The sequence below is a fragment of the Streptomyces sp. PCS3-D2 genome (genome assembly GCF_000612545.2).
GTDB lineage: Bacteria > Actinomycetota > Actinomycetes > Streptomycetales > Streptomycetaceae > Streptomyces.
In genome coordinates this window covers 6,136,677-6,161,330 of the sequence record NZ_CP097800.1, presented here as the reverse complement: position 1 = coordinate 6,161,330, position 24,654 = coordinate 6,136,677, and the positions used below count along the sequence as shown (strand labels likewise).

Below are 24,654 nucleotides of genomic sequence, written 5' to 3'. Positions count from 1 at the left end.
TTCCCGGGCCGGGGCGCGCGCGGGGCCTTCGCGTCAGGTGGCGTCGTCGTAGCCGTTGATCCGCCGGCGTCCGCCGTCCGCCTGTCCGGGCAGCGCCGCGGGGGCCGGCACCGGATCCATCTCACCGATGGGCGCCGGGGTCAGGTCCAGCTGGGAGGCCTCGTCGTCGCTCAGTCCGGCGTCGGGGTCGTTGCGGCGGCGCCTGCGGTCGTTGAGGAGGCAGAGGCCCACGGCCGCGAAGTAGAGGGCCACGATGGGCAGGGCCAGTGCGAGCATGGTCGGCGGGTCGCCGGTGGGCGTCGCGAAGGCGGCGAAGATCGTGATGCCCAGGACCATGCCCCGCCACCAGCCGGCCAGCCGCTTGCCGGTGAGCACACCGGTGAAGTTCAGCAGGATCAGCAGCAGCGGCAGCTCGAAGGCCAGGCCGAAGACGATCACCATGCGGGTGACCAGGTCGAGGTAGTCGTCGACCGGGAGCAGGTTGCGCGCGTGGTCGGGCGTGAACTCAAGCATGATCGTCGCGGTCTGCGGGAGGATCTTGTACGCGAGGACGGCGCCGGCCAGGAACAGGGGTGCGCCGACCGCCACGAAGCTGCGCGCGTACTTCTTCTCGTGGCTGTGCAGACCGGGCGCGGCGAACGCCCACAGCTGGTACAGCCACACCGGGGCGGAGAGCACCACACCGGCCATCAGCGAGACCTTCAGGGCGATCGAGAACGCCGAGATCAGGCCGTTCACGGTCATGTCGGCGCAGGGGCGTCCGTTGCGCTGGGTCACCACACCGTTGGTGCAGCCGACGGAGTCCAGCATCGGCTTCAACAGGAAGTTGATGATCTCCCGGTAGAAGAAGGCAGCGACGATCGTGATCACGAGGATCGCCAGGACCGACTTCAGCAGGCGGTTACGCAGTTCGCGCAGGTGCTCGACGAGAGGCATGCGCCCTTCGGCGTCCTTTGCCTTTCGTTCTTGTTTCCCCTGCTTGCGGGCAGACTTGAGCAACCCACGTCCCTTGTCTCGTTGCAGATGACTGGCGTGAAGGGCGTCCCTCAGCCCTGGGCGGTGCGGTTCGGCTCGCTGACCGGCCGGGAGCTGGTGACGTCACCGGGCGCGGCCTGGATGGTGCGCGGGGCGACCGGCTGCTGGGCGGACTGGTCCGCGGCGGGAGCGGCGGCCGCGTCGTCGGCCTCGCCGTCCTTCTTCATGGCCTTGGCCTCGCTCTTGAGGATGCGGGCCGACTTGCCGAGGGAGCGAGCCATGTCGGGGAGCTTCTTGGCGCCGAACAGCAGGATGACGACTCCGAGAATGATGAAGATTTCCCAACCCCTGAGGTTGCCGAACATAGGTATCTTCCTTTTCTCCGAGGTTCACAGCACACCGGCACGGGCGCCATGGGACTGTCTCTACCGAGGATCGTAACCCCAGGGGGTTAACGCCCGGCAATCCCCCGGCATACCGGGTCTTGCGTCCTGGCCGGTTGTCAATCCCCCGGTCACACGGCTGTCGCGTGCGTCACGGCCGCGCGTCGGCGCCCGCCCGCGCCAGCCCCAGCGCCTCCCGCTCCAGGTCTGCGGACGCGGCGGTGATCCGGCGGCTGGCCAGCGCGACCTGCGCGGAGAGCCTGCGCACCTCCACGTATACGCGGACGGCCAGCACGGCGAGCACGGCGACTCCGAGGAAGCCCAGGGCAATTGCGAACATCGGCCACAGCATGGGGCCGAGCCTAGGCCACCGGCCCCTCACATGCTGCGCAGGGTGCTCACGCCGCCCCCGGTCAGCAGTTCCACGATGCGCTCACCGGCCGGCTTGCGGACGGCGGCACCGCATTCAGGACACGTGAAGGAGTAGAAGGTGGCCCTGCGGCTGCCGCCGATGGCCAGCCGCAGGGCGCCCGCGTCGAGCTCGAAGCGGGCGCGGCACTCGGGACAGGAGGCCTTGAAGGCGACCGGCCCGGACGTTGGCGACATCGTCCGCGCTCCCCTCAGACCTGTTCCCCGTACCCCGCGAGGGCCTCCCGGGCTGCGCTGCGCGCGCTGTCCGCCAGCTCGGCGGGAGCCACGATCCGGCCGTCGCGGCCCAGTCGCAGCGCGAGCCGGCGCAGCGAGGCCGGGTCCGGGCTGCGCAACGTGATGCGCAGGCCACCGTCCGCAAGCTCCTCCGCGGTGTCGTGCGGGTAGTACTCGGCGACCCAGCGCCCGCCCGGCCCGACCTCGACCACGACTTCCGGGTCCTCGGCGGCCGGCTGGACGAGGCCCTCGGACAGGTCGCGCGGCTCGATGGCGGGCGGCTCGGCCCGCTCGTCCAGCAGTCGGATTTCGGCCACCCGGTCGAGCCGGAAGGTACGCCGGGCCTCGGAGAGGTGGCACCAGCCCTCCATGTACGTGTGCCCGACCGCGAAGAGCCGGATCGGGTCGACCTCGCGCTCGGTGAGTTCGTCGCGCGCCGGGGAGTAGTAGCGCAGCCACAGCCGCCGGCGTTCCGCGATGGCGCGGTCGACGTCAGCGAAGACCCCGCCCTCGGACTCGAAGGTGACCGACAGCCGGGAGCTCGCCCCGGCCGCCTCGCCTGCGGCCGCCTCCAGCTTGGCGGTGGCCCGCAGCAGGGCGTCCCGGTCGCTCTCGCGCAGCCCGGGCAGGGTGGCCACCGCGCGTGCGGCCACCAGCAGCGCGGTCGCCTCGTCGGCGGCGAGCCGCAGCGGCTCGGCGGTGGACTCCCCCGAGGCATCAGGATTGCGCCACCAGATGCGCTCCCCGTCGGTGTCGATGTCGAGCAGGTCCCCGCCCCGGAAGCTGGTGCCGCACATGGGCAGCACATCGAGGTCCGAGATCAGCTCGTCCTCGGTGATGCCGAAGGCGCGCGCGACGTCGGCGACGTGCGCACCCGGGCGCTCGCGCAGGTACGTCACCAGGGACAGCATCCGGCGGGTCTGGTCGATGGCGTTGGCAGCCATGCTGGTACGTCTCCCCCTCAGGGCACGTCTGTGGATGTCGCGGTCTTGAGTGGTACGGCGGCCGGCCCCGCACCGCGGGCGGTACCCGGCCAGCGTGTCAGGCCCCGGCCACGGCCCGCAGCCGGTCCACCACGTCCGCCCGCAGATCGGCGGGGCCGACCACGACGACATCGGGACCGAACTCCACCAGCCAGGCGTCGAGCCCGTGCCCGTAGGGGATCTCCAGCTCGTCCCAGCCGTCCGTGCCCTCGCGTACCGCCGTGGCCTTGGCCCGCAGCGGGTAGCCCGCCCCGGCCCGCAGCCGGATCAGCGCGGAGCGCTCCGCGCTCTCCCCGGCCCAGCTCGCCACGGTCTCCCGTACCGTCACCACGTCCGGCACCTCCGCGGTGTACTTCGCCGCGCGCGAGCGGACCTTCCCGGTGATCCGCGAGAGCCGGAACACCCGCTCCGCCCCCCGGTCCCGGTCGTAGCCGGCCAGGTACCAGTGGCCGCGCCAGCACTCCAGCGCCCAGGGCTCCACCTGGCGGGTCTCGGGCCGGGCCGCGGTCGACTTGCGGTAGTCGAAGACCACCGGCCGACGGTCCCGGCAGGCCAGCATCAGCGGTTCGAAGGCGGCCTCGTGGACCGGGATGCGCGGCTCGATGGCGCTGTGCTGGCCCTCGTACGGGTTGTCCGCCTCCGGCATCCCGCCGGCCCGCAGCTTCTGCAGGGCGCCGCTGGCGGCTCCCGCGAGGCGGGCCTGCTGCCAGACCTTGGCGGCCAGCCCCAGGGCGGCGGCCTCCTCGGCGTCGAGGGAGACCGGAGGCAGCCGGTTGCTGTCCCGGCGGGCCAGATAGCCCGTCTCCCCCTCCAGGTTCTCCACCGTCTCGATCACCAGGCCGAGCTCGCGCAGGTCGTCCTTGTCCCGCTCGAACATCCGGTTGAAGGACTCGTCGTTGCCGGCTTCCATGTAGGCCTCGATGGAACCGCGCAGCTCGCGCTTGCTCAGCGGCCGGCGGGTCCCCAACAGACACAGCGCCAGATTCATCAGGCGCTCGGCCTTGGCAATCGCCATCGACGCCCATCCCCCGTTCTCGACACACACTCGTGACCGTTGACCGTACCGCCCCGGCGGTCCCGGACAAAAGCGAGGGCCCCCGCCTCACGGCGGGGGCCCATGCGCGCGACGCGGCCCGGTATCAGGCGGCCATCAGGTCGCAGACGAAGATCAGCGTCTCGCCCGGGGCGATCGCGCCGCCTGCGCCGCGGTCGCCGTAGGCGAGGTGCGCGGGGATCGTCAGCTTGCGGCGGCCGCCGACCTTCATGCCCTGGACGCCCTTGTCCCAGCCCGCGATGACCTGGCCGACACCGAGCTGGAACTGCAGCGCGGAGCCGCGGTTCCAGGAGGCGTCGAACTCCTCGCCGGTGGAGAACGCGACGCCCACGTAGTGGACGGAGACGCGCGAGCCGGCCGTGGCCTCGGCGCCGTCGCCCTCCCAGATGTCCTCGATGACGAGGTCGGTGGGGACCGGGCCCTCCGGGAAGTCGATCTCGGGCTTCTCGAGCTTCTCAGGCTTGCTGCTCACGGAACTGCTCCTCAAACTATGGGACAACCGGGACAGTCTTACATCACTGCGAGGATGTCGAGGCTGAAGACCAGCGTCGAGTTCGCCGGAATGGTCCCCTGCTCCTTGTCGCCGAAGCCCATGTCCGGGGGAATGACCAGCAGGATGCGGCTGCCGACCTTCTTGCCGACGATGCCGTCCTTGAGGCCCTTCACCTGGAGCTGCTCCAGCGGCCAGGTCACCGACTGGCCCGAGGTGTAGGTGCTCTCGAACGTCTTTTCGTCCTTCCACGTCTTGCCGTGGAACTTGACGGTGACGTTGTCCTTGTCCGTCACGGCCGGGCCGTCGCCCTCCAGGACGTACTCGGAGACCAGCTTCGACGGCGGGGTGGCGTCCTTCGGGACGGCCACGGAGACTTCCTTGCCGTCCGTGTTGGTACCGACCTTCGGCAGGTCCTTGTTGTCCTGGGGGACTTCCTTGCCGGTCGCCGAGGGCGGGACCGTGGCGCCCTTGAGGATGTCCACGACGAAGACGAGGGTGGCGTTCCCCTTGATCTTCGGGGGCGATCCCTGGGCCCCGTAACCGAGGTCCGGCGGGATCACCAGCTCGACGCGGCTGCCGACCTTCTGGCCCTCCAGGCCCTGGTCCCAGCCCTTGATGACGGCGCCCGCGCCGATCGTCACGTCGAACGGCTGCCCCTTGCCGAAGCTCTGGTCGAACGGCTCGGTGCCGTCCCAGACCTGGCCGTAGTAGTTGACCTGGGCGATGTCGCCCTTCTTCAGCACCTGGCCGGTGCCCTCCTTGACGGTCACCACCTTCAGCTCCTTGGGCGGCTCGCCCTTCCCCTTGGACAGGGTGGGGGTCTCCCCGAACTCGGCGCCCTTGGTGATCGCGGGCGCCCCGTTCTTCATCTGGGCGGAGTCGGAGCCGCTGTCGTCGCCACAGGCCGCTGTCGACAGCAGCAGAAGGGGTACGACAAGCAGGCCGGCAAGTCGGCGCACGGGTTCCTCAGATCTCTGACGGCTGGACGGTCGACCGCCACTCTAAGCCGTGCACTGGGCCCCGTACGAGAAACGTACGGGGCCCAGGTGGGATGCGGGGCGTCCGCCGGCCGCCTACATGCCGGCGATCAACTTCTCCACGCGGTCGTCGACGGACCGGAACGGGTCTTTGCACAGCACCGTCCGCTGCGCCTGGTCATTGAGCTTCAGGTGCACCCAGTCGACCGTGAAGTCCCGCCGCTGCTCCTGCGCCCGGCGAATGAAGTCGCCGCGCAGCCGGGCCCTGGTCGTCTGCGGAGGCACCGACTTGCCCTCGAAGATCTTGAGGTCGTTGCAGATCCGCGCCGCCTGCCCCTTGCGCTCCAGCAGGTAGTACAGCCCGCGCCGGCGGTGGATGTCGTGGTAGGCGAGGTCTATCTGAGCCACCCGCGGATTCGACATGGTCATGTTGTGCTTCTCCCGGTACCGCTCGATGAGCTGGTACTTCATGACCCAGTCGATCTCGGTGCCGATCCGGTCCAGGTCCTCCGCCTCGATCGCGTCCAGCGTGCGGCCCCACAGCTCCAGCACCTGGTCCACCACACCGGTGCGGATGCCCCGGCGCTCGGCGAAGTCCACGGCCTTGTCGTAGTACTCCCGCTGGATCTCCAGCGCGGAGGCCTCCCGGCCGCTGGCCAGCCGCACCTTGCGCTGGCCCGTGATGTCGTGGCTGACCTCGCGGATCGCCCGGATCGGATTCTCCAGGGTCAGGTCCCGCATCACCGTGCCCGCCTCGATCATGCGCAGCACCAGGTCGGTCGCCCCGACCTTCAGCAGCATGGTCGTCTCGGACATGTTCGAGTCGCCCACGATCACGTGCAGACGGCGGTAGCGCTCCGCGTCCGCGTGCGGCTCGTCGCGGGTGTTGATGATCGGCCGCGAACGCGTCGTCGCGGAGCTGACGCCCTCCCAGATGTGCTCAGCCCGCTGGCTCACGCAGTAGACCGCGCCCCGAGGGGTCTGCAGCACCTTGCCGGCCCCGCAGATCAGCTGCCGGGTGACGAGGAACGGAATGAGAATGTCCGCCAGGCGGGAGAATTCCCCGTGCCGGGCCACCAGGTAGTTCTCGTGGCAGCCGTACGAGTTGCCCGCCGAGTCGGTGTTGTTCTTGAAGAGATAGACGTCGCCCGCGATTCCCTCCTCGTGCAGGCGGCGCTCGGCGTCGACGAGCAGTCCTTCGAGAATGCGCTCGCCTGCTTTGTCGTGCGTGACCAGCTCGGTCACGTTGTCACATTCGGGAGTTGCATATTCCGGATGCGAACCCACGTCGAGGTACAGGCGGGCGCCGTTCCGCAGGAAGACATTGCTGCTGCGGCCCCATGACACGACACGGCGGAAGAGGTAGCGCGCCACTTCGTCAGGAGACAGTCGGCGCTGTCCCCTGAACGTGCACGTGACGCCGTACTCGTTCTCCAGCCCGAAAATGCGGCGGTCCATGACTGAACATTACGCCTTCTGCCCTCTTCTGAAACCGGGTTCGGAGCCGCCGTTTCGATCAGTTCCCCCGTGCGGGCCGCCAAGCACCCGGCGGGCGGGGGGTGAAAGCCGCCGGCGCGCCGCACCGGCGCGCCCGCCCGTCACTGCGCCGACCGGGCCTGCGGGGCCACCTCACCGGCCCCGTCCGGAACTCCCTGCGCCGAACCCGCCACCGCCCGACTGGGGACCGCAGTTGACATCACCCTCTGAGTCACCATCAGGACCAGCAGCGCCGCGCCGCCCGCGGCGCACGCCACGGCGAAGCCCCACGCGGTACCGCCCAGCTCCACCGCCGGCCCCGCGGCCGCCGTGCCGATCGCCGCGCCCACGCCGAAGAAGGTCACCAGCCACGAGAAGGCTTCCGTCACCGTGCCCACCGGCGCGTGCCGGTCCACCACGATGAACGCGCACGCCAGCGACGGCGCCAGGAACACGCCCGACAGCGCCGCCAGCGCCGTCATCGCCACCGGCCCCGGGGTCAGCAGCAGCGGCAGGTAGCAGACCGCCAGCAGCGCCACCAGCAGCCGCAGCCGCCGCTCGGGGGCGCCCGCCCACGGGCGCGCGCCGTAGAGCATGCCGCCGATCAGCGCGCCCAGCCCGAGCGCGGCCATCAGCCAGCCGTACACCGCCTCGCCGCCGTTGCCGTCCGCGTACGCCACGCCGGCCACGGTGATCGAGCCCAGCGCCATGCCCACGAAGAAGAAGGAGCCCAGCAGCGCCAGCAGCCCCTTCGACCGCAGTGCGCCCAGCCAGTGGGCCTCCCGGGGCTCCGAGCGCCACGTCCGCGACGGCTCGCTGGCCACGACCGACAGCGCACCGAGCACCCCGATCGCGTGCAGCGCCAGCAGCGCGCCGGCCGGCGACCACACCGACACGAACAGCGTCACCAGCAGCGGACCGACGGTGTACATGACCTCCTGGGCCACCGCATCCATCGCGTACGCCGCGTGCACCTTCTCCTCGCGACCCCCCAGCACACCGGGCCACAGGGCCCGCAGCCCGCCCTCCAGCGGCGGCGTGAAGAGGCCGCCGACCGCCACCGCGGCGTACGCCACGACCACCGACCCGGTGCCGGCGAGGGCCAGCCACGCCATGCCGAGCGCGGACAGCAGAGCCGCCGGCAGCTGTACTCGCGGCTGCCCGAGGAGGTCCACGGCACGTCCGAGCAGCGGCTGGCCCAGCGCGTTCGCCAGCCCGTACACCGCGGCCAGCGCCCCCGCGAGGCTGTAGCTGCCACCCTCCGCGCGCGTGAACAGCACGATCGCGATCGGCGCGGTGGCGTTCGGCAGCCTGCCGACGAGCGTGCCCGCCAAGAGCCTCGCGGCGTGCCGCGTCCCCAGCAGCTCCGCGTATCCCGCGGCCATGACTGCCCCCTTCTGCCCGGATCCCACCGGGGTAATACGTATAACGTGAGGAGTCATACGTACCATGGCCACTGTCCACGGGTCCACCCCGCGGACTCCGCAACCACCCCTGACCTCGCCCAGCAGGAGCCCCGTGTGACGAGACCCACCAGCCGGGACGTGGCCACCGCCGCCGGGGTCTCCCAGGCCACCGTCTCCCTCGTCCTGGGCGACAAGTGGCCCGGCCGCGTCTCCGAGCGCACCGCCGCCCTCGTCCGGGAGACCGCCACCCGGCTCGGCTACCGCCCCAATCTCGCCGCCCGCAACCTGCGCCTCGGCTCCACCCGCACCGCCCTCCTCGTCGTCCCGGCCCTCACCAACGAGTTCTTCGCCCGCGTCTACACCGGTGCCGCCCGTGTGGCCGCCGAACACGGCTTCGGCGTGGTCCTCTACCCGTCCCCCGACGGCACCGGCCCCGCCCGGGACCCCTTCGCCTCCGCCCGCGCCGCCCTCGACGGAGTCATCGCCTCGTCCATGGCCGCCCACGCGCTCCAGGCCATCGGCGGCGACGCCCTCCCCCTCGTCATGCTCGACAGCGACCCCCGTGCCGGCGGCGCCGCCGCCCACGTCAACCTCGCCATGGCCGACGGCATGCGCCAGGTCACCGAGCACCTCCTCGCCCTCGGCCACCGGCGCTTCCTGCACCTCGCCTCCGCCGTCGGCTCCTGGACCTTCGACACCCGCGCCGAAGCCCTCAGCGCCCTCCTGGGCCCCGGGACCGAGCTGCGCACCGTACGGTCCCCCCTCACCGCCGACGGCGCCCGTACGGCCATGGAAGCCGCCCTGGCGGCCCCCGAGGGACGCCCCACGGCCGTCGTCTGCGACGACGACATCCTCGCCGCCGGCGCCTGCAAGGCCGCCCGCCGCCTCGGCCTGAGCGTCCCCGGGGACCTCTCCGTCACCGGCTTCGACGACCTCGCCCTCGCCACCGCCGTCGAACCCGAACTCACCACGGTCCACCTGCCCGCCGAACAAGTCGGCGAGCAGGGCATGACCGCACTCCTCGCCGTCCTCGACGGCGATCGCTGGACCGCCCCCGACATCCCCGTCACCCTCGTCGTCCGTGACTCCACGGGACCGGCACCCACCCCCTGAACCGGCCGGACACGCCGAAGCCCCGGCCACCCCCCAGCGGGGGGCAACCGGGGCCGCGTACCCGGATCCTGGCCCGGCTCCCTACTCCGCGTCGTCCTCGGGAGCCTCGTCGTTCGACACGGCGTCCGCCTGCGCGGCCGCCGGCACGTCCGCCTCCAGCAGCCGCGCCAGCTGCCGTCCCCGGATCCGCTTGAACTTGCGCTGCTGGGACCGGGTCCGGTCCAGCACCGCCACCTCCAGCCGCTCCGCCGGAATCGCCTTGTCGGTGCCGTTGGCCTGGCTGGACAGCGCCGCGACCGCCAGCTTCAGCGCCTCCGAAAGGGTCATGCCGTCCTGGTGCCGTTGGTCGAGGTAGGTGCTGATCTGCTCGGCGTTGCCGCCGACCGCGACGGAGCCGTGCTCGTCCACGATCGAACCGTCGTGCGGCAGGCGGTAGATCTGGTCGCCGGCGGCCGTCGCACCGACCTCGGCCACCACCAGCTCCACCTCGTACGGCTTTTCACCGGCCGAGGAGAAGATCGTGCCGAGGGTCTGCGCGTACACGTTGGCCAGCCCACGGGCCGTCACGTCGTCACGGTCGTAGGTGTATCCGCGCAGATCCGCGTAGCGCACACCGCCGATCCGCAGGTTCTCGTACTCGTTGTACTTGCCGGCGGCCGCGAAACCGATCCGGTCGTAGATCTCGCTGAACTTGTGCAGCGCACGGGACGGGTTCTCGCCGACGAACACGATGCCGTCGGCGTACTGCAGCACGACAAGGCTGCGACCGCGGGCGATGCCCTTCCGGGCGTATTCCGCCCGGTCGGCCATGGCCTGCTGGGGTGACACATAGAACGGAGTCGACACCGGCTTTCCGTCCCTTTCTTCTGGGCGACGAGGTGACGGGCGGTCAGAGCAGGGCGGCGCGCGGGCCGTCGGGCTGCTCCAGGCGACGATCGGTGACAGACCGGGCGAGCGCCTGCGACTCGTCCTCGCCCAGCCTGCGGAAGCCCTCGTCGGTGATGACGGTGACGATCGGATAGATGTGGCGGTACAGGTCCGGCCCACCGGTCGCCGAGTCGTCGTCGGCGGCGTCGTAGAGCGCCTGCACCACCAGCGTGGTGGCCTGCTCCTCGGTCAGGTCAGGGCGGTAGAGCTTCTTCATCGAGCCCCGCGCGAAGATCGAACCGGACCCGGTCGCCGCGTAGCCGTGCTCCTCGGAACGGCCGCCGGTGACGTCGTAGGAGAAGATCCGGCCCTTCTCCTTGGCCTCGTCGTAGCCGGCGAAGAGGGGCACCACGGCCAGGCCCTGCATGGCCATGCCGAGGTTGCTCCGGATCATGGTGGAGAGCCGGTTGGCCTTGCCCTCCAGGGAGAGGGTCGTCCCCTCCACCTTCTCGAAGTGCTCCAGCTCCAACTGGAACAGCTTGACCATCTCCACGGCCAGGCCGGCCGTACCGGCGATGCCGACAGCGGAGTACTCGTCGGCCGGGAACACCTTCTCGATGTCCCGCTGCGCGATCATGTTCCCCATGGTCGCCCGCCGGTCGCCGGCGAGCACGACCCCGCCGGGGAAGGTGGCGGCCACGATGGTCGTCCCGTGCGGCGCCTCGACGACACCCTCCGGCAGCTTGCGGTTGCCGGGCAGCATCTCGGGCGAGTGCGCGCCCAGGAAGTCCATGAAGGACGACGACCCCGGCGTCAGGAAGGCTGCCGGTAGACGCCCTGTGCCACGATTGTTGGCTTCCACGCGTGTCCCTCCAAGTATGAGACGACCCGACGGGCTGCGTCGGGGTCGTCACCCAACTTGCCGATGGCCGTGTTGCAGTTGAAGCACAGTACGCCTCGGACCCTACCCGTCTTGTGGCAATGATCCACATGTACGGCCGGAGCCTTGAGACAGATGCAGCAGAGCCCGCCCTGAGCGGCGACCATCTCGTCCCGATCGGCCTCGGTCATGCCATATGAGCGCTTGAGATGGTCCGCCCGCCCCAGGGCGGTCCGGCACGCCTTGCATCGAGTGGATAACCCGTCAGAAGCACTTGCGTTCTTGTGCCATTCGCTGTGCGGCTTGATCTCGCCGCACAGTCGGCACAGCTTGTGCCCCGCCGGCACCTCCACGTGCTCCCTGACGGATTTACCCTCGGCTGCCTGGCGGCGCCTGTAGTGCTCCGCACTGTACGCCGCCACGCATTCACGACATCTGGGCTGGAGCCCATCGCTTCGATTCCGATCCGAAGCGAATCCGCTCAGTGGCAGGTCGCGGGCGCAGCCACGACACCACTTCGTTCCATGAGGCATGGAGCACACACTGGCGGACCCACCTTAGATTCGAAGGTCACTCGCCGCCTTTTTGTACGAAGCTCCGAACGAAGTCCTCCGCGTTTTCCTCGAGTACATCGTCAATCTCGTCAAGTACGGAGTCGACGTCGTCGGAGAGCTTTTCCTGGCGCTCCTTGAGGTCGGTCGATTCCTCGACCGCGGCCTCCTCGACCTCCTCGGTCGAGCGCGTCGCCTTCTGCTGTCCGCCGCCGGTGTCCTTGGTCGCCATGTCTACCTCACCCCGCTCGGTTCGCACGCTCATGTCGAGAGACCCCGGGATTCGGGATCTCTCAAGATCAGACCCTATGTCGGACCCTATAGGGAGGGCCCGGCATTCGTCCTCGTACTTTCACAACGTCCGGTTCTCCTCATGATTCCCGGACCGGCGGCCTTTCAGCCGCGCTCACTGCCCCGAAAGCACCCGGACCAGGTCCTCCGCCGTGCGGCAGCGGTCCAGGAGCTCCTTGACGTGGTTGCGGGTCCCCCGCAGGGGTTCCAGCGTCGGGACCCGCTGGAGCGAGTCCCGGCCCGGGAGATCGAAGATCACCGAGTCCCACGAGGCCGCGGCCACGTCGTCCGCGTACTGCTCCAGGCAGCGGCCGCGGAAGTAGGCCCGGGTGTCCTCCGGAGGCTTGCTCTGAGCCCGCTCCACCGCGGACTCGTCCACCAGCCGCTTCATCTTGCCGCGGGCCACCAGGCGGTTGTAGAGGCCCTTCTCGGGCCGTACGTCCGAGTACTGGAGGTCCACCAGGTGCAGCCGCGCCGCGTCCCAGTCGAGACCGTCCCGGCGCCGGTAGCCCTCCAGGATCTCCCGCTTGGCGATCCAGTCCAGCTCCCCCGACAGGCTCATGGGGTCGCTCTCCAGCCGGCCCAGCACGTCCTCCCAGCGGGCGAGGACATCCTTGGTCTGCTCGTCCGCGTCCGAGCCGAAACGCTCGTCCACGTACTTCCTGGCCAGCTCGAAGTACTCCATCTGGAGCTGCACGGCGGTCAGTGTCCGGCCGCTGCGCAGCGTGATCAGGTACTTCAGTCCGGGGTCGTGGGAGACGTGGTGGAGGGTGCGTACGGGCTGGTCGACGGCCAGGTCGACGCCGATGAACCCGTCCTCGATCATGGACAGGACGAGCGCCGTGGTGCCCAGCTTGAGGTAGGTGGAGATCTCCGAGAGGTTCGCGTCGCCGATGATCACGTGGAGCCGGCGGTACTTCTCGGCGTCGGAGTGCGGCTCGTCCCGGGTGTTGATGATGGGCCGCTTCAGGGTGGTCTCCAGGCCGACCTCGACCTCGAAGTAGTCCGCACGCTGGCTGATCTGGAAGCCGTGCTCGCGGCCGTCCTGGCCGATGCCCACGCGTCCCGCCCCGGTCACGACCTGGCGCGAGACGAAGAAGGGGGTCAGGTGGCGCACGATCTCCGAGAAGGGGGTCTCCCGCTTCATCAGGTAGTTCTCGTGCGTGCCGTAGGAGGCGCCCTTGTTGTCGGTGTTGTTCTTGTAGAGGTGGATCGGCTGGGCCCCGGGCAGCTGGGCGGCCCGTACGGCGGCCTCGGCCATGATCCGCTCGCCGGCCTTGTCCCAGAGCACGGCGTCCAGCGGGTTGGTGATCTCCGGGGAGCTGTACTCGGGGTGCGCGTGGTCGACGTAGAGACGTGCGCCGTTCGTCAGGATGACGTTGGCGAGGCCGATGTCCTCGTCGGTCAGCTGGCTGCTGTCGGCGGCCTCGCGGGCGAGGTCGAAGCCGCGGGCGTCCCGCAGCGGGTTCTCCTCCTCGAAGTCCCAGCGGGCGCGCCGCGCCCGGTGCATCGCCGCCGCGTAGGCGTTGACGATCTGGGACGAGGTGAGCATGGCATTGGCGTTCGGGTGACCGGGGACGGAGATCCCGTACTCCGTCTCGATCCCCATTACTCGCCGTACGGTCATGCGGCCCTCCTTGCCCGGCGGCGCCCCTGACGGGGGCGGCGCTCAAGTACCGCTGGTGCTCCGGTGCGTGTGACTGTGCGGTGCCCGTCCCCGCACTGCGCGACCGGCGGTATGGAAGAGCCTAGAACCACTGCGCGCTCGTGGGGAGATCATTTCCGTCATTGAATCTGCCCTGTCACCGGCTGGAATACGGCCGGTAAAGCGGTCGGTAAAGCAGTCGGCTGCGGACGCCCCGGGAGGGCATCCGCAGCCGCTCCGGGTCAGAGGTACTGACCGGTGTTCGCCACCGTGTCGATGGAGCGTCCGGTGTCCGCGCCCTGCTTTCCGGTGACGAGGGTGCGGATGAATACGATCCGCTCGCCCTTCTTGCCGGAGATCCGGGCCCAGTCGTCCGGGTTGGTGGTGTTGGGAAGGTCCTCGTTCTCCTTGAACTCGTCCACGCAGGCCTGGAGGAGGTGGGAGACCCGCAGACCCTTCTGGTTGTGTTCGAGGAAGGCCTTGATGGCCATCTTCTTGGCTCGGTCGACGATGTTCTGGATCATCGCGCCCGAGTTGAAGTCCTTGAAGTAGAGGACTTCCTTGTCGCCGTTGGCGTACGTGACCTCGAGGAAGCGGTTCTCCTCGGTTTCGGCGTACATCTGCTCGACGACGGTCTGAATCATGCTGTGGACGGTGCCGGCCGTGGAACCCTGGTGTTCGGACAGGTCGTCCGTGTGCAGGGGCAGCGAGGCCTTGAGGTACTTCGCGAAGATGTCCTTCGCCGCCTCGGCGTCCGGACGCTCGATCTTGATCTTCACGTCGAGCCGGCCGGGGCGCAGGATCGCCGGGTCGATCATGTCCTCGCGGTTGGAGGCGCCGATGACGATGACGTTCTCCAGGCCCTCCACGCCGTCGATCTCGGCGAGGAGCTGCGGGACGATGGTGTTCTCGACGTCCGAGCTGACACCGGATCCGCGGGTGCGGAAGAGGGATTCCATCTCGTCGAAGAAGACGATGACGGGGGTTCCCTCGCTGGCCTTCTCACGGGCCCGCTGGAAGACCAGGCGGATGTGCCGCTCGGTCTCGCCGACGTACTTGTTGAGGAGCTCGGGGCCCTTGATGTTCAGGAAGTACGACTTCCCCTGGGCCTGTCCGGTCACCTCGGCGACCTTCTTGGCAAGGGAGTTGGCGACGGCCTTGGCGATGAGCGTCTTGCCGCAGCCGGGCGGGCCGTAGAGCAGGATGCCCTTCGGGGGCCGCAGTTCGTGTTCCTTGAACAGGTCGGGGTAGAGGTACGGGAGCTCGACCGCGTCGCGGATCAGCTCGATCTGGTCGCCCAGGCCGCCGATCTTGTCGTAGTCGATGTCGGGCACCTCTTCGAGGACCAGGTCCTCGACCTCGCTCTTGGGGACCACCTCGTAGACGTAGCCGGAGCGGGGTTCGAGCAGGAGGGCGTCGCCGGGGCGGATGGTGATGTCCAGGAGCGGCTCGGCGAGCCTCACCACCCGTTCCTCGTCGGTGTGCCCCACCACCAGGGCGCGCTCGCCGTCCTCGAGGATCTCCTTGAGGGTGACGATGTCCCCGGCCCGCTCGAATTCCATGGCCTCGACCACGTTGAGGGCCTCGTTGAGCATGACCTCCTGGCCGCGCCGGAGGTCTTCCGGGTCGACGCTGGGGCTCACGTTCACACGGAGCTTCCGGCCTCCGGTGAAGATGTCGACGGTGCCGTCCTCGTTCGCCTGGAGGAACACACCGAAGCCTGCCGGCGGCTGTGCGAGCTGGTCGACCTCCTCCTTGAGGGCCACGATCTGGTCCCGGGCCTCACGGAGGGTATTCGCCAGCCGTTCGTTCTGTGCGGAGACGCCGGCCAGATTCGTCTGGAGCTCGACGATCCGCTCTTCGAGAATCCTCGTGTGTCGCGGAGAGTCGGCGAGCTTACGTCGCAGGACGGCGATTTCCTGCTCGAGATAGGCAACCTGGCCGGCGGGGTCCTCGGACCCTCGCGCGGGCCGGATGCCGCGGTTGATGTCGTCGTCGTGGGCTGCCACGGTCCTCACCTCCTCCAAGGGGAGCTGGACGCTTCCTGACCCTACCTGGGCTGGTGGTGATTGAAACCCCTAGATCACAAAGACGATAGAGGTGTGTCCGATCTTCACCCTTGCGTACTCCCTCACGCCAAGGAAATACCCACCCATCAAACTCGGGAAGCCGCCGGTTGTAAGGTCGAAGTGTTCAACACCCGTCAGGGCCCGCGCGACTTGTTGCGGGTCGTGACCGGGATGGATCACTCACCGCAGGAAACGGCAGGAGATATGACCGTGCAGCAGGACGCTCCGACGGGCGGCGCCGGCGGGACCGGCGAGCCGCTCGAGGTCTGGATCGACCAGGACCTCTGCACCGGGGACGGCATCTGCGCGCAGTACGCGCCCGAGGTGTTCGAGCTGGACATCGACGGTCTGGCGTACGTGAAGAGCGCGGACGACGAGCTGCTGCAGGAGGCGGGGGCGACCACGCCGGTGCCGCTGCCGCTCCTCCAGGACGTGGTCGACTCGGCGAAGGAATGCCCGGGTGACTGCATCCACGTAAGGCGCGTTTCGGACGGGGTGGAGGTCTTCGGCCCGGACGCGGAGTGACGTTTCAAACACTCCTGGCGGCCGAGTCCGTCAGCTCCTGGCGGAATTTTCCGTCGCTCCAGCGCCACTTGGCGAGCTGCTTCTTGTCGGGGCAGCAGCGCGGGACCTCGGGGCCCGAGTAGCCGAGGAGGCTCGCGGTGACGGTCCGGTCGCGCACGGTCAGTTCCGTGGCGGTCCGGCGCTGGGGGGTGTCCAGGAGGGTGGCCACGACGCGGGGGCGGGAGCCCTCGGCCGGCCCCTGGGTGAGTACGTAGATCGCGTGCGGCGGGGTGCCGGAGCCCGCGTCGCAGCGGACGGCCGCCACGGTCTCGGGGCGGCCGTCGCCGTCGAGGTCGCCCTGGGCGGTGGCGGTGACGGTCTGCGACGCGCCCTTGCAGTCGAGGGGGTAGGTGACGGCCGCGGCGTCGGGGGCGACGGCCTGCGGGCCCTCCCCCGCGGGCTCCCGCCCGGCCGCCGGGCTGCCCGTGGCCGGCTGTACGAGTCCCGCTGCGGCTATGACGGCGGCCATCGCGGTGGCCGTGGTGAGCCAGTGGAGGAGCCTGGTCCGGGTGTGGGCCAGGGGGTCCGGGGTTGCCAGCGTGGCGGGGGTGTGCAGCACGCGGGGTGTCTCCTGTGCGAAGGGTGACGGGGAGCCAGCATCGTGCCACACCTCACACGGGGGTGGAACGGCAGGGTCCGGGTCGGTACGAAGGCGACGCGGAGACAACGAAAAGGCGCTGCGGCGCAGTTCCCCCGGTGTCGGGGGAACTGCGCCGCAGCGCCGTCGTGTTGGGGCTGCCGCGGGGGTGGAGGGACCCTACGCGGAGCGGTCGCTGCCGGGACCTTCGTAGTCCTCGCCGTAGGCGCCCTTGGCGGGGCGGCGGCGGCGCATGGGGGGCTCGACGCCGTCCGCGAGGCGGCGGGCGGTGACGAGGAAGCCGGTGTGGCCGATCATGCGGTGGTCCGGGCGGACCGCGAGGCCTTCGACGTGCCAGTTGCGGATCATCGACTCCCACGGCTGCGGCTCGGCGAAGCAGCCGATCTCGCGGATGGACTCGACGGTCTTGGACAGCTGGGTGGTGGTGGCCACGTAACAGCAGAGGATGCCGCCGGGGACGAGGGCCTTGGAGACGGCCTCCAGGCACTCCCAGGGGGCCAGCATGTCCAGGATGACGCGGTCGACGTCGGTGTCGGACAGGTTGTCCTGGAGGTCGCCGACGGTGAGCTGCCAGGCCGGGTGGGGTCCGCCGAAGTAGCGTTCCACGTTGGCGGTGGCGATCTCGGCGAAGTCCGCACGGCGCTCGTAGCTGTGGAGCATGCCCTGGTCGCCGATGGCGCGCAGCAGGAAGCTGCTCAGGGAGCCGGATCCCACGCCCGCCTCCACGACGCGTGCGCCGGGGAAGATGTCGGCGAAGGCCAGGATCTGGCCTGCGTCCTTGGGGTAGACCACGGCGGCGCCGCGGGGCATGGACAGGACGTAGTCGGGGAGCAGGGGGCGCAGCGCGAGGTACGCGACGTTCCCCGTGGTACGGACAACACTGCCTTCGGGAGCACCGATCAGCTCGTCGTGGGGGAAGGAACCCTTGTGGGTGTGGAAGTTCTTCCCGGCTTCGAGCGTGAACGTGTAGTGGCGGCCCTTGGGGTCGGTGAGCTGAACCTGGTCCCCGACCTTGAAGGGCCCGCGTCGGCGGGCGGCACCGGTCGGTTCGGACATGTGACCAGTGTATTGGCTTCAGGACCGGGGCCGTGCCATGGCCTTCACGAAGGCCTTCTCGACGTCGAGGGTGGACAGGACGCCGTAGATGGCGCCGTCGGGTTCGAGGACGAGGTATTCGGTGGCGGGGGCGGCGCGGAGGTGGTCGAGGAGTTCTTCGCCGGTGAGTTCCGCGGAAACCTTCATGCCGTCGGTGAGGTCCTGGGCGAGGGTGCTGACGGCGACCCAGGGCCGGCGGTGTTCGGGTACGGAGGCGATGGCGCTCTCGCGGACGATGGCGGTGGCGTCTCCATGACCGTCGACGACGACGAGGGCGCGGGCTCCGGCCTCGTTCGCGCGGCGGAGGGCTTCGGAGAGGGGCGTGGCGCTCTCGACGGGGATGGCGCGCCGGGTGAGGCTGCGGGCGCGCAGCTCGGGGAGGTGTTCGCGCAGCCGGGCCATGCGCAGGCTGTTGCCGGCTCCGGTCCAGATGATGGCGGCCAGGATGGCGGCGAGGAGGGCGTCCATGACGGTGTCCATGCCGCCGATCTCCTCGGTGCGGTTGCCGAGGAGTCCGGTGTGGGTGAGCAGGGGCAGGCCGAGCAGGACGGCGACGGCGAGGGCGCGGCCGACCCAGGCGGCGGCGATGGTGCCGGCCATGGGTTTGCCGGTGATGCCCCAGATGACGGCGCGGAGCATGCGGCCGCCGTCGAGGGGCAGGCCGGGGAGCAGGTTGAAGGCCGCGACGAGCAGGTTGGAGATCATCAGGCCGGCGAGGAGTACGCCGGGGACGGTCGCGGGGTCGACGGCCTTCATGCCGAGGTAGAAGCCGCCGGCGAGGAGGAGGGAGAGCAGCGGGCCGACGGAAGCGAGGACGAACTCGCGGCCGGGGGTCTCGGACTCCTTCTCGATCTCCGAGACGCCTCCGAAGAACTGGAGCTGGATGCGGCGTACGGGGAGTTTGAAGCGGAGGGCGGCGACGGTGTGCGCGAGTTCGTGGACGAGGACCGAGGCGTAGAAGGCGACCGCGAAGAAGAGGGAGACCAGGTAGCGGACGGGTCCGAGGTCGGGCAGGACGCGGTCGAGCTGGTCCCCGAAGACCCAGGTGATGAGGGCGGCGACGAGGAACCAGCTGGGAGAGACGTAGACGGGCACGCCGAAGGGGCGGCCCATGAGGAGTCCGCCGCCCGGTCCCGGGCGCCGGTCATCGCGCCCGCCGGTCTGGTCGGTGTCTGCCACGTCTGTCCTTCGTTCGGTGCTGGGGGTTCATGTGTGGTTCTGGTCGCGTTCGGGACGGTGTGCGCGGTGCCCGGTGATGCTCCGATCATGCAGTGCGAGGGGGCCCGGCGTCGATGGTATGCGCGTGCTGTCCGTGGCGGGTCGTAGGGTTTTGTGCATGACGACGAGCCCCGGTGCCGTGCCTGGCGCGGCCGAAGCCGCGAGCCCCAGTGCTGCGGCACCCTCTTCGCTCTCTCCTTCCCGGGCGAGCGATTTCATGCAGTGCCCGCTGCTGTACCGGTTCCGGGTGATCGACAAGCTGCCGGAGAAGCCGAGCGCGGCGGCCACCCGGGGCACGCTGGTGCACGCGGTGCTGGAGCGGCTCTTCGATCATCCCGCGCAGGAGCGGACGGCGCCACGGGCGAAGGAGCTGGTCCCGGGGCAGTGGGACCGGCTGCTCCGCTCGCGGCCGGAGCTGGCCGAGCTGTTCCCGGAGGGCGATGAGGGGGCGGCACTGGCGCGGTGGCTGACGGAGGCGGAGGCGCTGGTCGAGCGCTGGTTCACGCTGGAGGACCCGACGCGGCTGGAGACGGTGGAGCGGGAGTTCTTCGTGGAGACGGAGCTGGAGTCGGGGCTGCGGCTGCGCGGGATCATCGACCGGGTGGACGTGGCGCCGACGGGTGAGGTGCGGATCGTCGACTACAAGACGGGGAAGGCGCCGCGGCCGGAGTACGCCGAGGGTGCGCTGTTCCAGATGAAGTTCTACGCGCTGGTGGTGTGGCGGCTGAAGCGGGTCGTGCCGCGGCGGCTGCAGCTGGTGTACCTGGGCAGCGGGGACGTGCTGACGTACGACCCGGTGGTGGCGGACCTGGAGCGGGTGGAGCGCAAGCTGCTGGCGCTGTGGGAAGCCATCCGGGAGGCGACGCTGACGGGTGAGTGGCGGCCGCGGCCGACCAAGCTGTGCGGCTGGTGCGACCACCAGGCGTCGTGTCCGGAGTTCGGCGGCACTCCCCCGGTGTACCCGCTGCCGGTCGTGCCGCGGCCGGCCGGGGCTCCGGAGAGTTAGGCCGGGCACCGCAGGGCCGGGCACCGCAGGGCCGGGCACCGCGGGGCCGTGTACCGCAGGGCCGGCGCGCCCGGTCCGGCCGCCGGGCTCCGGGGCCGGGGCGGCCCGGCCGGGGGCGGGATTCCTTGATCGTCGGGTCAGGGCAGAATGGGCGTGCCCGCCGAAGCCGTCCGACGAATACGAGGTATCGCCCGTGGCCATCCGCGTTCTGCTGGTCGACGACCAGCCACTGTTGCGCACCGGTTTCCGGATGATCCTGGAGGCGGAGCAGGACCTGGCGGTGGTCGGCGAGGCCGGGGACGGCCTGCAGGCGCTGGACCAGGTGCGGGCGCTGCAGCCGGACGTGGTGCTGATGGACATCCGGATGCCGCGGATGGACGGGGTCGAGGCGACGCGCCGGATCACTGGTCCGGGCCGGGACGGTCCGGCGAAGGTGCTGGTGCTGACCACGTTCGATCTGGACGAGTACGTGGTGGAGGCGCTGCGGGCGGGGGCGAGCGGGTTCCTGCTGAAGGACGCGCCGGCGGGCGAGCTGGTGCAGGCGATCCGGGTGGTGGCGGCGGGCGAGGCGATGCTCGCGCCGAGCATCACGCGGCGGCTGCTGGACAAGTACGCGGGGCACCTGCCGTCGGGCGAGGACCGCGTCCCGGACACTCTGGGGACGCTGACCGAGCGCGAGCTGGAGGTGCTGAAGCTGGTGGCGCGGGGCCTGTCGAACGCGGAGATCGCCGCGGACCTGTTCGTGAGCGAGACGACGGTCAAGACGCACGTGGGGCACGTCCTGACGAAGCTGGGGCTGCGCGACCGGGTGCAGGCGGCGGTGTACGCGTACGAGAGCGGTCTGGTGCGCCCCGGGGCTCAGTAGCCCCGTGCCCGTTCCCGGCGGTCGCGGCGGCGGCCGCCGGAACCGCCGGGAACGGGCACGGGGCCGCACGCGCGGGGAACCCTGCGCGTGCGGCCCCGTGCTGTGTCCGGGGGCGGCCCGGATCAGCCCTTGCTGATCTCCCAGAAGCGGAAGACGGTGGAGGCGTCCAGGGACCACTGCAGGCCGTTCACGTTCTGGCGGGTGACGGCGTACTGCTTGCCCTGCCAGAGCGGGAGGATCGGGAGCTCGTCGGCGACGATGTCCTGGAGCCGGTCGTAGTCGGTGTTGGCCGCGGTGCGGTCGGACTTCGCGGAGGTCGACGGGATGATCGTCCCGGTGATCTCCTTGTTGTCGTAGTTGTTGTTGAGGACGTTGCCCGGGCCGAAGAACGGCTGGGTGAAGTTGTCCGCGTCCGGGTAGTCGGGGACCCAGCCCTTGACGTAGATCCCGTACTTGCCCGCCTGGATGTCCTTCTCGTACTGCTCGTACTCGACGGACTTGACGTCGGCCTCGAAGAGGCCGCTGTCGTTGAGCTGCTTGGCGATGACCTCGAACTGCTGGTCGGTGGAGGGGCCGTAGCGGGACGGGGTCGAGTACAGGGTGACCTTGACCTTGCCGTTGATGTTCGCGGCCTTGAGGACGGCCTTGGCCTTCTCGGGCTGCGGGGTGCCGCCGTAGCGGTCGAAGAACGGCGTCGTGTGGCCGGCGATGCCGGTCGGCACGATGGAGTAGAGCGCGGTGGCGGTGCCGGCGTAGACGTCCTTGACGAGGGCTTCGCGGTCCACGAGGTAGGCGATGGCCTTGCGGACGGGGAGCTTGCCGACGACCGGGTCGTTCACGTTGAAGACCATGTGCTCGACTTCGGCGCCGGTGCCCTGGACGACGTCGACCCTGTCGTCGCCGGTCTTGGTGGAGGCGAGGGCGGCGATGTCCTTGGCGGCGAGGCCGCGGAAGGCGAAGTCGACGTCCCCGTTCTCCAGGACGGTCTTGAGACCGGCCTGGTCGCCGTTGAAGAACTTCAGCGTGACGCCGGTGTTCTTGGCCTTGGCCTTGCCGGTGTAGGAGCCGTTGACCGAGAAGGTGGCGCTCTTGTCGCTGAAGGAGTCGAGCTTGTAGACGCCGGAGCCGACGGCCTTGTTGTCGGTGCGGAGCTTGTCGGCCGGGTACTCACGGTGGTCGACGATGGAGCCCGCACCCGAGGCGATCTTGCTCGGGAAGGTGGCGTCGGAGTTCTTCAGGCGGAAGACGACGGTCTGGTCGTCGGGGGCGTCGATGCCGGCGATCGAGGCGAGCATGACGGCGGGGCCGTTCTCGTCGTTGATCTTCAGCGTGCGCTCGAAGGAGTACTTGACGTCCTTCGAGGTGAGCTCGTTGCCGTTGCTGAACTTCAGGTCGGGCTTGAGGGTGCACTTGAAGAGCTTGCTGTCGCCGCCCTCGAAGCCGCAGCTCTGCGCCGCGTCGGGCTCGGGGGTGGTGCCGCCCTTGGGGAAGCTGAGCAGCGACTGGAAGACGTTGTTGAAGAGCAGCCAGGAGCCCGGGTCGTAGCCGGACGCCGGGTCGGTGGACTTCACCTTGTCGGATATGCCCATGACCACGCCCTTGCCGCTGCCGGCATTGGAGCCATCGGTCGAACCGCAACCGCTGAGCAGCGCGGCAGCGGTGGCCGCGCCGAGCGGGGCCACCAGCCACTGGTTACGTCGATTCACGCGAACGTCCTTCACAGTCGAACTGTTTCGTTGCGCCGGCCCGCGACATCCGCTGCCGGTCTCTGCCTTGCTCAGCCGCTTACGCCGCGGCCGAGCTCCCACAACTGGAGGTCGGAGATGGCGTTGACCGACCACTCCACTCCGGTGATCCCGTCGCGCGCGGCGACGTACTGCTTGCCCTGCCACAGGGGCAGGACGGGTACGTCCTCGGCGACGATGTCCTGCATCTCCGTGATCGCGGGGGCGGCGACGTTACGGTCGACCGCGCGCCGGGATTCGGGGAGGAGCCTGGTGCGCACCGCGCTGTTGGCGTACGGCGTGCCCAGGAAGTTGTCCTGCTCCAGGAACGGGGCGAGGAAGTTGTCGGCGTCGGGGTAGTCGGGGAACCAGCCGAGCCCGTAGGCGGCGTGGTCGCCCTTCTTCTGCGCGGGGCGGAAGTCCGCCCACTCGCTGCCCTGGACGGTGATGTCGAACAGCTGGGTGGAGTTGAGCTGGGCCTTGAGGGCCTCGAACTCGGCCGCGGTGCCGTCGCCGTAGTGGTCGTTGGTGTAGTGCAGGGTCAGCTTGACCGGGGTCTTGATCCCGGCCTCCTTCAGCAGCGCGGCGGCCTTGGGCGTGTTGGCGTCGCCGTACTTGTTGTAGAAGGAGTTGACGTGGCCGGTCACGCTGGTGGGGACCAGCGAGTAGAGCGGCTGGGCGGACTTGCCGTAGACCTTGGAGATCAGCGCGCTGCGATCGACGGCGGCGGCGAGCGCCTGGCGCACGGCCTTGTCCTTGACGACGGGCGCGTCGGTGTTGAAGCCGAGGTAGCGGATCTCCAGGCCGGGCATCGGGACCAGCTTGACGCCCTTGGGCGGCTTGACGCTGAGCTCGGTGATCTGGGCGGGCGACAGGGTGCGGGAGACCATGTGGATCTTCCCGTCCGTGAGGGCCTTGCCCATGGCTTGGGAGTCGGGATAGGTGCGCAGCTCGACCTTGTCGTTCTGCAGCTTGATGTCGCCCTTGTAGCGGGGGTTCTTGCTGAAGACGGCACGGACGAGGCGGTTCTCCTTGACCTCGGCCTTCATGGTGTAGGGGCCGGAGCCGTCCACCACGAAGCCCTCGCGGAGCTTCTTGGCGTCGTAGTCCTTCTCGCTGACGATGCCGGCGGCGGGGGTGGAGAGCTTGAAGGGGAAGGTCGCGTCCGGGGTCTTCAGGTGGAACACGACGGTGTCCTCGCCCTTGACCTCGACGTTGTCGAGGGTGGAGAGCAGCGAGGAGGGGCCGTTCTCGTCCTTGATGGCGAGCACGCGGTCGATGGAGAACTTGACGTCCCGGGCGGTGAGCGGGTCCCCGCTGGCGAACGTGAGCCCGGGGCGCAGCGTGCAGCGGTAGCTCTCGTTGCGGGAGTCGGTGAAGCGGCAGGCGGAGGCCGCCTCGGGGACGGGCTGACCTCCACCGCGCGGGGTGTGCATGAGCGTCTGGACGGTCTGGCGCAGGATGTTCCAGGCGCCGGCGTCGTAGGCGTAGGCGGGGTCGAAGGGGGCGGGGGCGAACTCTGCGGCCTCGAACCGGTCGGTGGTCCCGACGACGATCGCCGCGGATCCTGCTCCTCCGCCGCTCGCGGTGCCGCATGCGGCCAGCGCGGGGGTGAGCAGTCCGGCCGCGGCCGTCAGCACCATGGTCTTGCGGTTCATGCTGGAAGTACTCCCTGTAACCGGCACTTGCTCAAAGCGGCGTGAAGGGCACTTCGCGGCGGTCGCCCGTTCTGGGCGGAACGATCGGGCCGGTGGTTGTGACGATCGGTCCACGCGG

25 protein-coding genes are annotated in these 24,654 nt (G+C 69.8%); 4 read left to right on the top strand and 21 right to left on the bottom strand.

Going from position 1 to position 24,654, the window contains the following annotated elements; translation table 11 throughout:
• Nucleotides 1-33: 33 nt before the first annotated feature.
• From tatC to AW27_RS27515, 10 genes are all read right to left on the bottom strand, one after another.
• Nucleotides 34-999 (bottom strand): twin-arginine translocase subunit TatC, encoded by a 966-nt coding sequence (gene tatC, locus AW27_RS27560; protein ID WP_037925841.1) that lies wholly within the window; start codon nucleotides 997-999, stop codon nucleotides 34-36.
• Nucleotides 1,000-1,046: 47 nt separating this feature from the next.
• Entirely contained in the window at nucleotides 1,047-1,340 is a 294-nt protein-coding gene (gene tatA, locus AW27_RS27555) for a Sec-independent protein translocase subunit TatA (RefSeq protein WP_037925838.1), read from the bottom strand.
• A 169-nt stretch (nucleotides 1,341-1,509) separates the two neighbouring features.
• Entirely contained in the window at nucleotides 1,510-1,710 is a 201-nt protein-coding gene (locus AW27_RS27550; RefSeq protein ID WP_037925835.1) for a hypothetical protein, read from the bottom strand.
• Nucleotides 1,711-1,736: 26 nt separating this feature from the next.
• The gene (locus tag AW27_RS27545; RefSeq protein ID WP_037925832.1) at nucleotides 1,737-1,964 is read right to left on the bottom strand and encodes a CpXC domain-containing protein; all 228 of its coding nucleotides are present in this window, start codon (nucleotides 1,962-1,964) and stop codon (nucleotides 1,737-1,739) included.
• Nucleotides 1,965-1,978: 14 nt separating this feature from the next.
• Nucleotides 1,979-2,947 carry a helix-turn-helix transcriptional regulator gene (locus AW27_RS27540; RefSeq protein ID WP_037925829.1) on the bottom strand — a complete coding sequence of 323 codons (969 nt, stop codon included), beginning with the start codon at nucleotides 2,945-2,947 and terminating at the stop codon, nucleotides 1,979-1,981.
• Between the two features lie 97 nt (nucleotides 2,948-3,044).
• Nucleotides 3,045-4,001 (bottom strand): helix-turn-helix transcriptional regulator, encoded by a 957-nt coding sequence (locus AW27_RS27535; RefSeq protein ID WP_037925826.1) that lies wholly within the window; start codon nucleotides 3,999-4,001, stop codon nucleotides 3,045-3,047.
• A gap of 124 nt (nucleotides 4,002-4,125) precedes the next feature.
• Nucleotides 4,126-4,512, bottom strand: a complete 387-nt coding sequence (locus tag AW27_RS27530) for an FKBP-type peptidyl-prolyl cis-trans isomerase (protein ID WP_037925824.1) — start codon at nucleotides 4,510-4,512, stop codon at nucleotides 4,126-4,128.
• 38 nt (nucleotides 4,513-4,550) lie between these two features.
• A complete protein-coding gene (locus tag AW27_RS27525; RefSeq protein WP_037925821.1) occupies nucleotides 4,551-5,492 on the bottom strand; it encodes an FKBP-type peptidyl-prolyl cis-trans isomerase in 942 nt (313 codons plus the stop codon).
• 114 nt (nucleotides 5,493-5,606) lie between these two features.
• Nucleotides 5,607-6,968 carry a Pup--protein ligase gene (gene pafA, locus AW27_RS27520; protein WP_037925818.1) on the bottom strand — a complete coding sequence of 454 codons (1,362 nt, stop codon included), beginning with the start codon at nucleotides 6,966-6,968 and terminating at the stop codon, nucleotides 5,607-5,609.
• A gap of 140 nt (nucleotides 6,969-7,108) precedes the next feature.
• A complete protein-coding gene (locus AW27_RS27515; RefSeq protein ID WP_037925816.1) occupies nucleotides 7,109-8,371 on the bottom strand; it encodes an MFS transporter in 1,263 nt (420 codons plus the stop codon).
• 135 nt (nucleotides 8,372-8,506) lie between these two features.
• On the opposite strand from AW27_RS27515, the gene AW27_RS27510 reads away from it, so the two are divergent.
• Nucleotides 8,507-9,505 (top strand): LacI family DNA-binding transcriptional regulator, encoded by a 999-nt coding sequence (locus AW27_RS27510; protein ID WP_037925813.1) that lies wholly within the window; start codon nucleotides 8,507-8,509, stop codon nucleotides 9,503-9,505.
• Nucleotides 9,506-9,586: 81 nt separating this feature from the next.
• Here the strand turns inward: AW27_RS27510 and prcA are convergent, their stop codons facing one another.
• The 6 genes from prcA to arc form a co-directional block, all read right to left on the bottom strand.
• Nucleotides 9,587-10,351 (bottom strand): proteasome subunit alpha, encoded by a 765-nt coding sequence (gene prcA, locus AW27_RS27505; RefSeq protein ID WP_078556855.1) that lies wholly within the window; start codon nucleotides 10,349-10,351, stop codon nucleotides 9,587-9,589.
• 43 nt (nucleotides 10,352-10,394) lie between these two features.
• A complete protein-coding gene (gene prcB, locus AW27_RS27500; protein ID WP_037925808.1) occupies nucleotides 10,395-11,234 on the bottom strand; it encodes a proteasome subunit beta in 840 nt (279 codons plus the stop codon).
• Nucleotides 11,186-11,785: an endonuclease VII domain-containing protein gene (locus AW27_RS27495; RefSeq protein WP_078556904.1), complete on the bottom strand. Its 600-nt coding sequence runs from the start codon at nucleotides 11,783-11,785 to the stop codon at nucleotides 11,186-11,188. Before AW27_RS27495 ends, prcB begins: the two co-directional genes overlap by 49 nt.
• 37 nt (nucleotides 11,786-11,822) lie before the next feature.
• Nucleotides 11,823-12,035 carry a ubiquitin-like protein Pup gene (locus AW27_RS27490; protein ID WP_030233608.1) on the bottom strand — a complete coding sequence of 71 codons (213 nt, stop codon included), beginning with the start codon at nucleotides 12,033-12,035 and terminating at the stop codon, nucleotides 11,823-11,825.
• A 174-nt stretch (nucleotides 12,036-12,209) separates the two neighbouring features.
• On the bottom strand, nucleotides 12,210-13,721 hold the full coding sequence (dop, locus tag AW27_RS27485; RefSeq protein WP_037925804.1) for a depupylase/deamidase Dop: 1,512 nt from the start codon (nucleotides 13,719-13,721) through the stop codon (nucleotides 12,210-12,212).
• Nucleotides 13,722-13,981: 260 nt separating this feature from the next.
• Nucleotides 13,982-15,748 carry a proteasome ATPase gene (arc, locus tag AW27_RS27480; protein WP_037926454.1) on the bottom strand — a complete coding sequence of 589 codons (1,767 nt, stop codon included), beginning with the start codon at nucleotides 15,746-15,748 and terminating at the stop codon, nucleotides 13,982-13,984.
• Nucleotides 15,749-16,012: 264 nt separating this feature from the next.
• On the opposite strand from arc, the gene AW27_RS27475 reads away from it, so the two are divergent.
• Nucleotides 16,013-16,333, top strand: coding sequence for a ferredoxin (locus AW27_RS27475; protein ID WP_037925800.1), 321 nt, complete (start codon nucleotides 16,013-16,015; stop codon nucleotides 16,331-16,333).
• A gap of 4 nt (nucleotides 16,334-16,337) precedes the next feature.
• On the opposite strand, the gene AW27_RS27470 is transcribed toward AW27_RS27475, so the two are convergent.
• From AW27_RS27470 to AW27_RS27460, 3 genes are all read right to left on the bottom strand, one after another.
• The gene (locus tag AW27_RS27470; protein WP_236647777.1) at nucleotides 16,338-16,931 is read right to left on the bottom strand and encodes a hypothetical protein; all 594 of its coding nucleotides are present in this window, start codon (nucleotides 16,929-16,931) and stop codon (nucleotides 16,338-16,340) included.
• Between the two features lie 198 nt (nucleotides 16,932-17,129).
• Complete coding sequence (locus AW27_RS27465; RefSeq protein ID WP_030833375.1) at nucleotides 17,130-18,026, bottom strand: tRNA (adenine-N1)-methyltransferase; 897 nt, start codon at nucleotides 18,024-18,026, stop codon at nucleotides 17,130-17,132.
• Between the two features lie 18 nt (nucleotides 18,027-18,044).
• Nucleotides 18,045-19,178, bottom strand: coding sequence for a site-2 protease family protein (locus AW27_RS27460; RefSeq protein WP_106967660.1), 1,134 nt, complete (start codon nucleotides 19,176-19,178; stop codon nucleotides 18,045-18,047).
• Nucleotides 19,179-19,401: 223 nt separating this feature from the next.
• On the opposite strand from AW27_RS27460, the gene AW27_RS27455 reads away from it, so the two are divergent.
• Together AW27_RS27455 and AW27_RS27450 are read left to right on the top strand one after the other, a co-directional pair.
• Nucleotides 19,402-20,289, top strand: coding sequence for a RecB family exonuclease (locus tag AW27_RS27455; protein WP_063890632.1), 888 nt, complete (start codon nucleotides 19,402-19,404; stop codon nucleotides 20,287-20,289).
• Between the two features lie 193 nt (nucleotides 20,290-20,482).
• On the top strand, nucleotides 20,483-21,154 hold the full coding sequence (locus AW27_RS27450) for a response regulator (protein WP_037925788.1): 672 nt from the start codon (nucleotides 20,483-20,485) through the stop codon (nucleotides 21,152-21,154).
• Nucleotides 21,155-21,276: 122 nt separating this feature from the next.
• Here AW27_RS27450 and AW27_RS27445 read toward each other — a convergent pair whose 3' ends face one another.
• Entirely contained in the window at nucleotides 21,277-22,860 is a 1,584-nt protein-coding gene (locus AW27_RS27445; RefSeq protein WP_037925786.1) for an ABC transporter substrate-binding protein, read from the bottom strand.
• 71 nt (nucleotides 22,861-22,931) lie between these two features.
• On the bottom strand, nucleotides 22,932-24,536 hold the full coding sequence (locus AW27_RS27440) for an ABC transporter substrate-binding protein (protein ID WP_037925783.1): 1,605 nt from the start codon (nucleotides 24,534-24,536) through the stop codon (nucleotides 22,932-22,934).
• Between the last annotated feature and the right edge of the window lie 118 nt (nucleotides 24,537-24,654).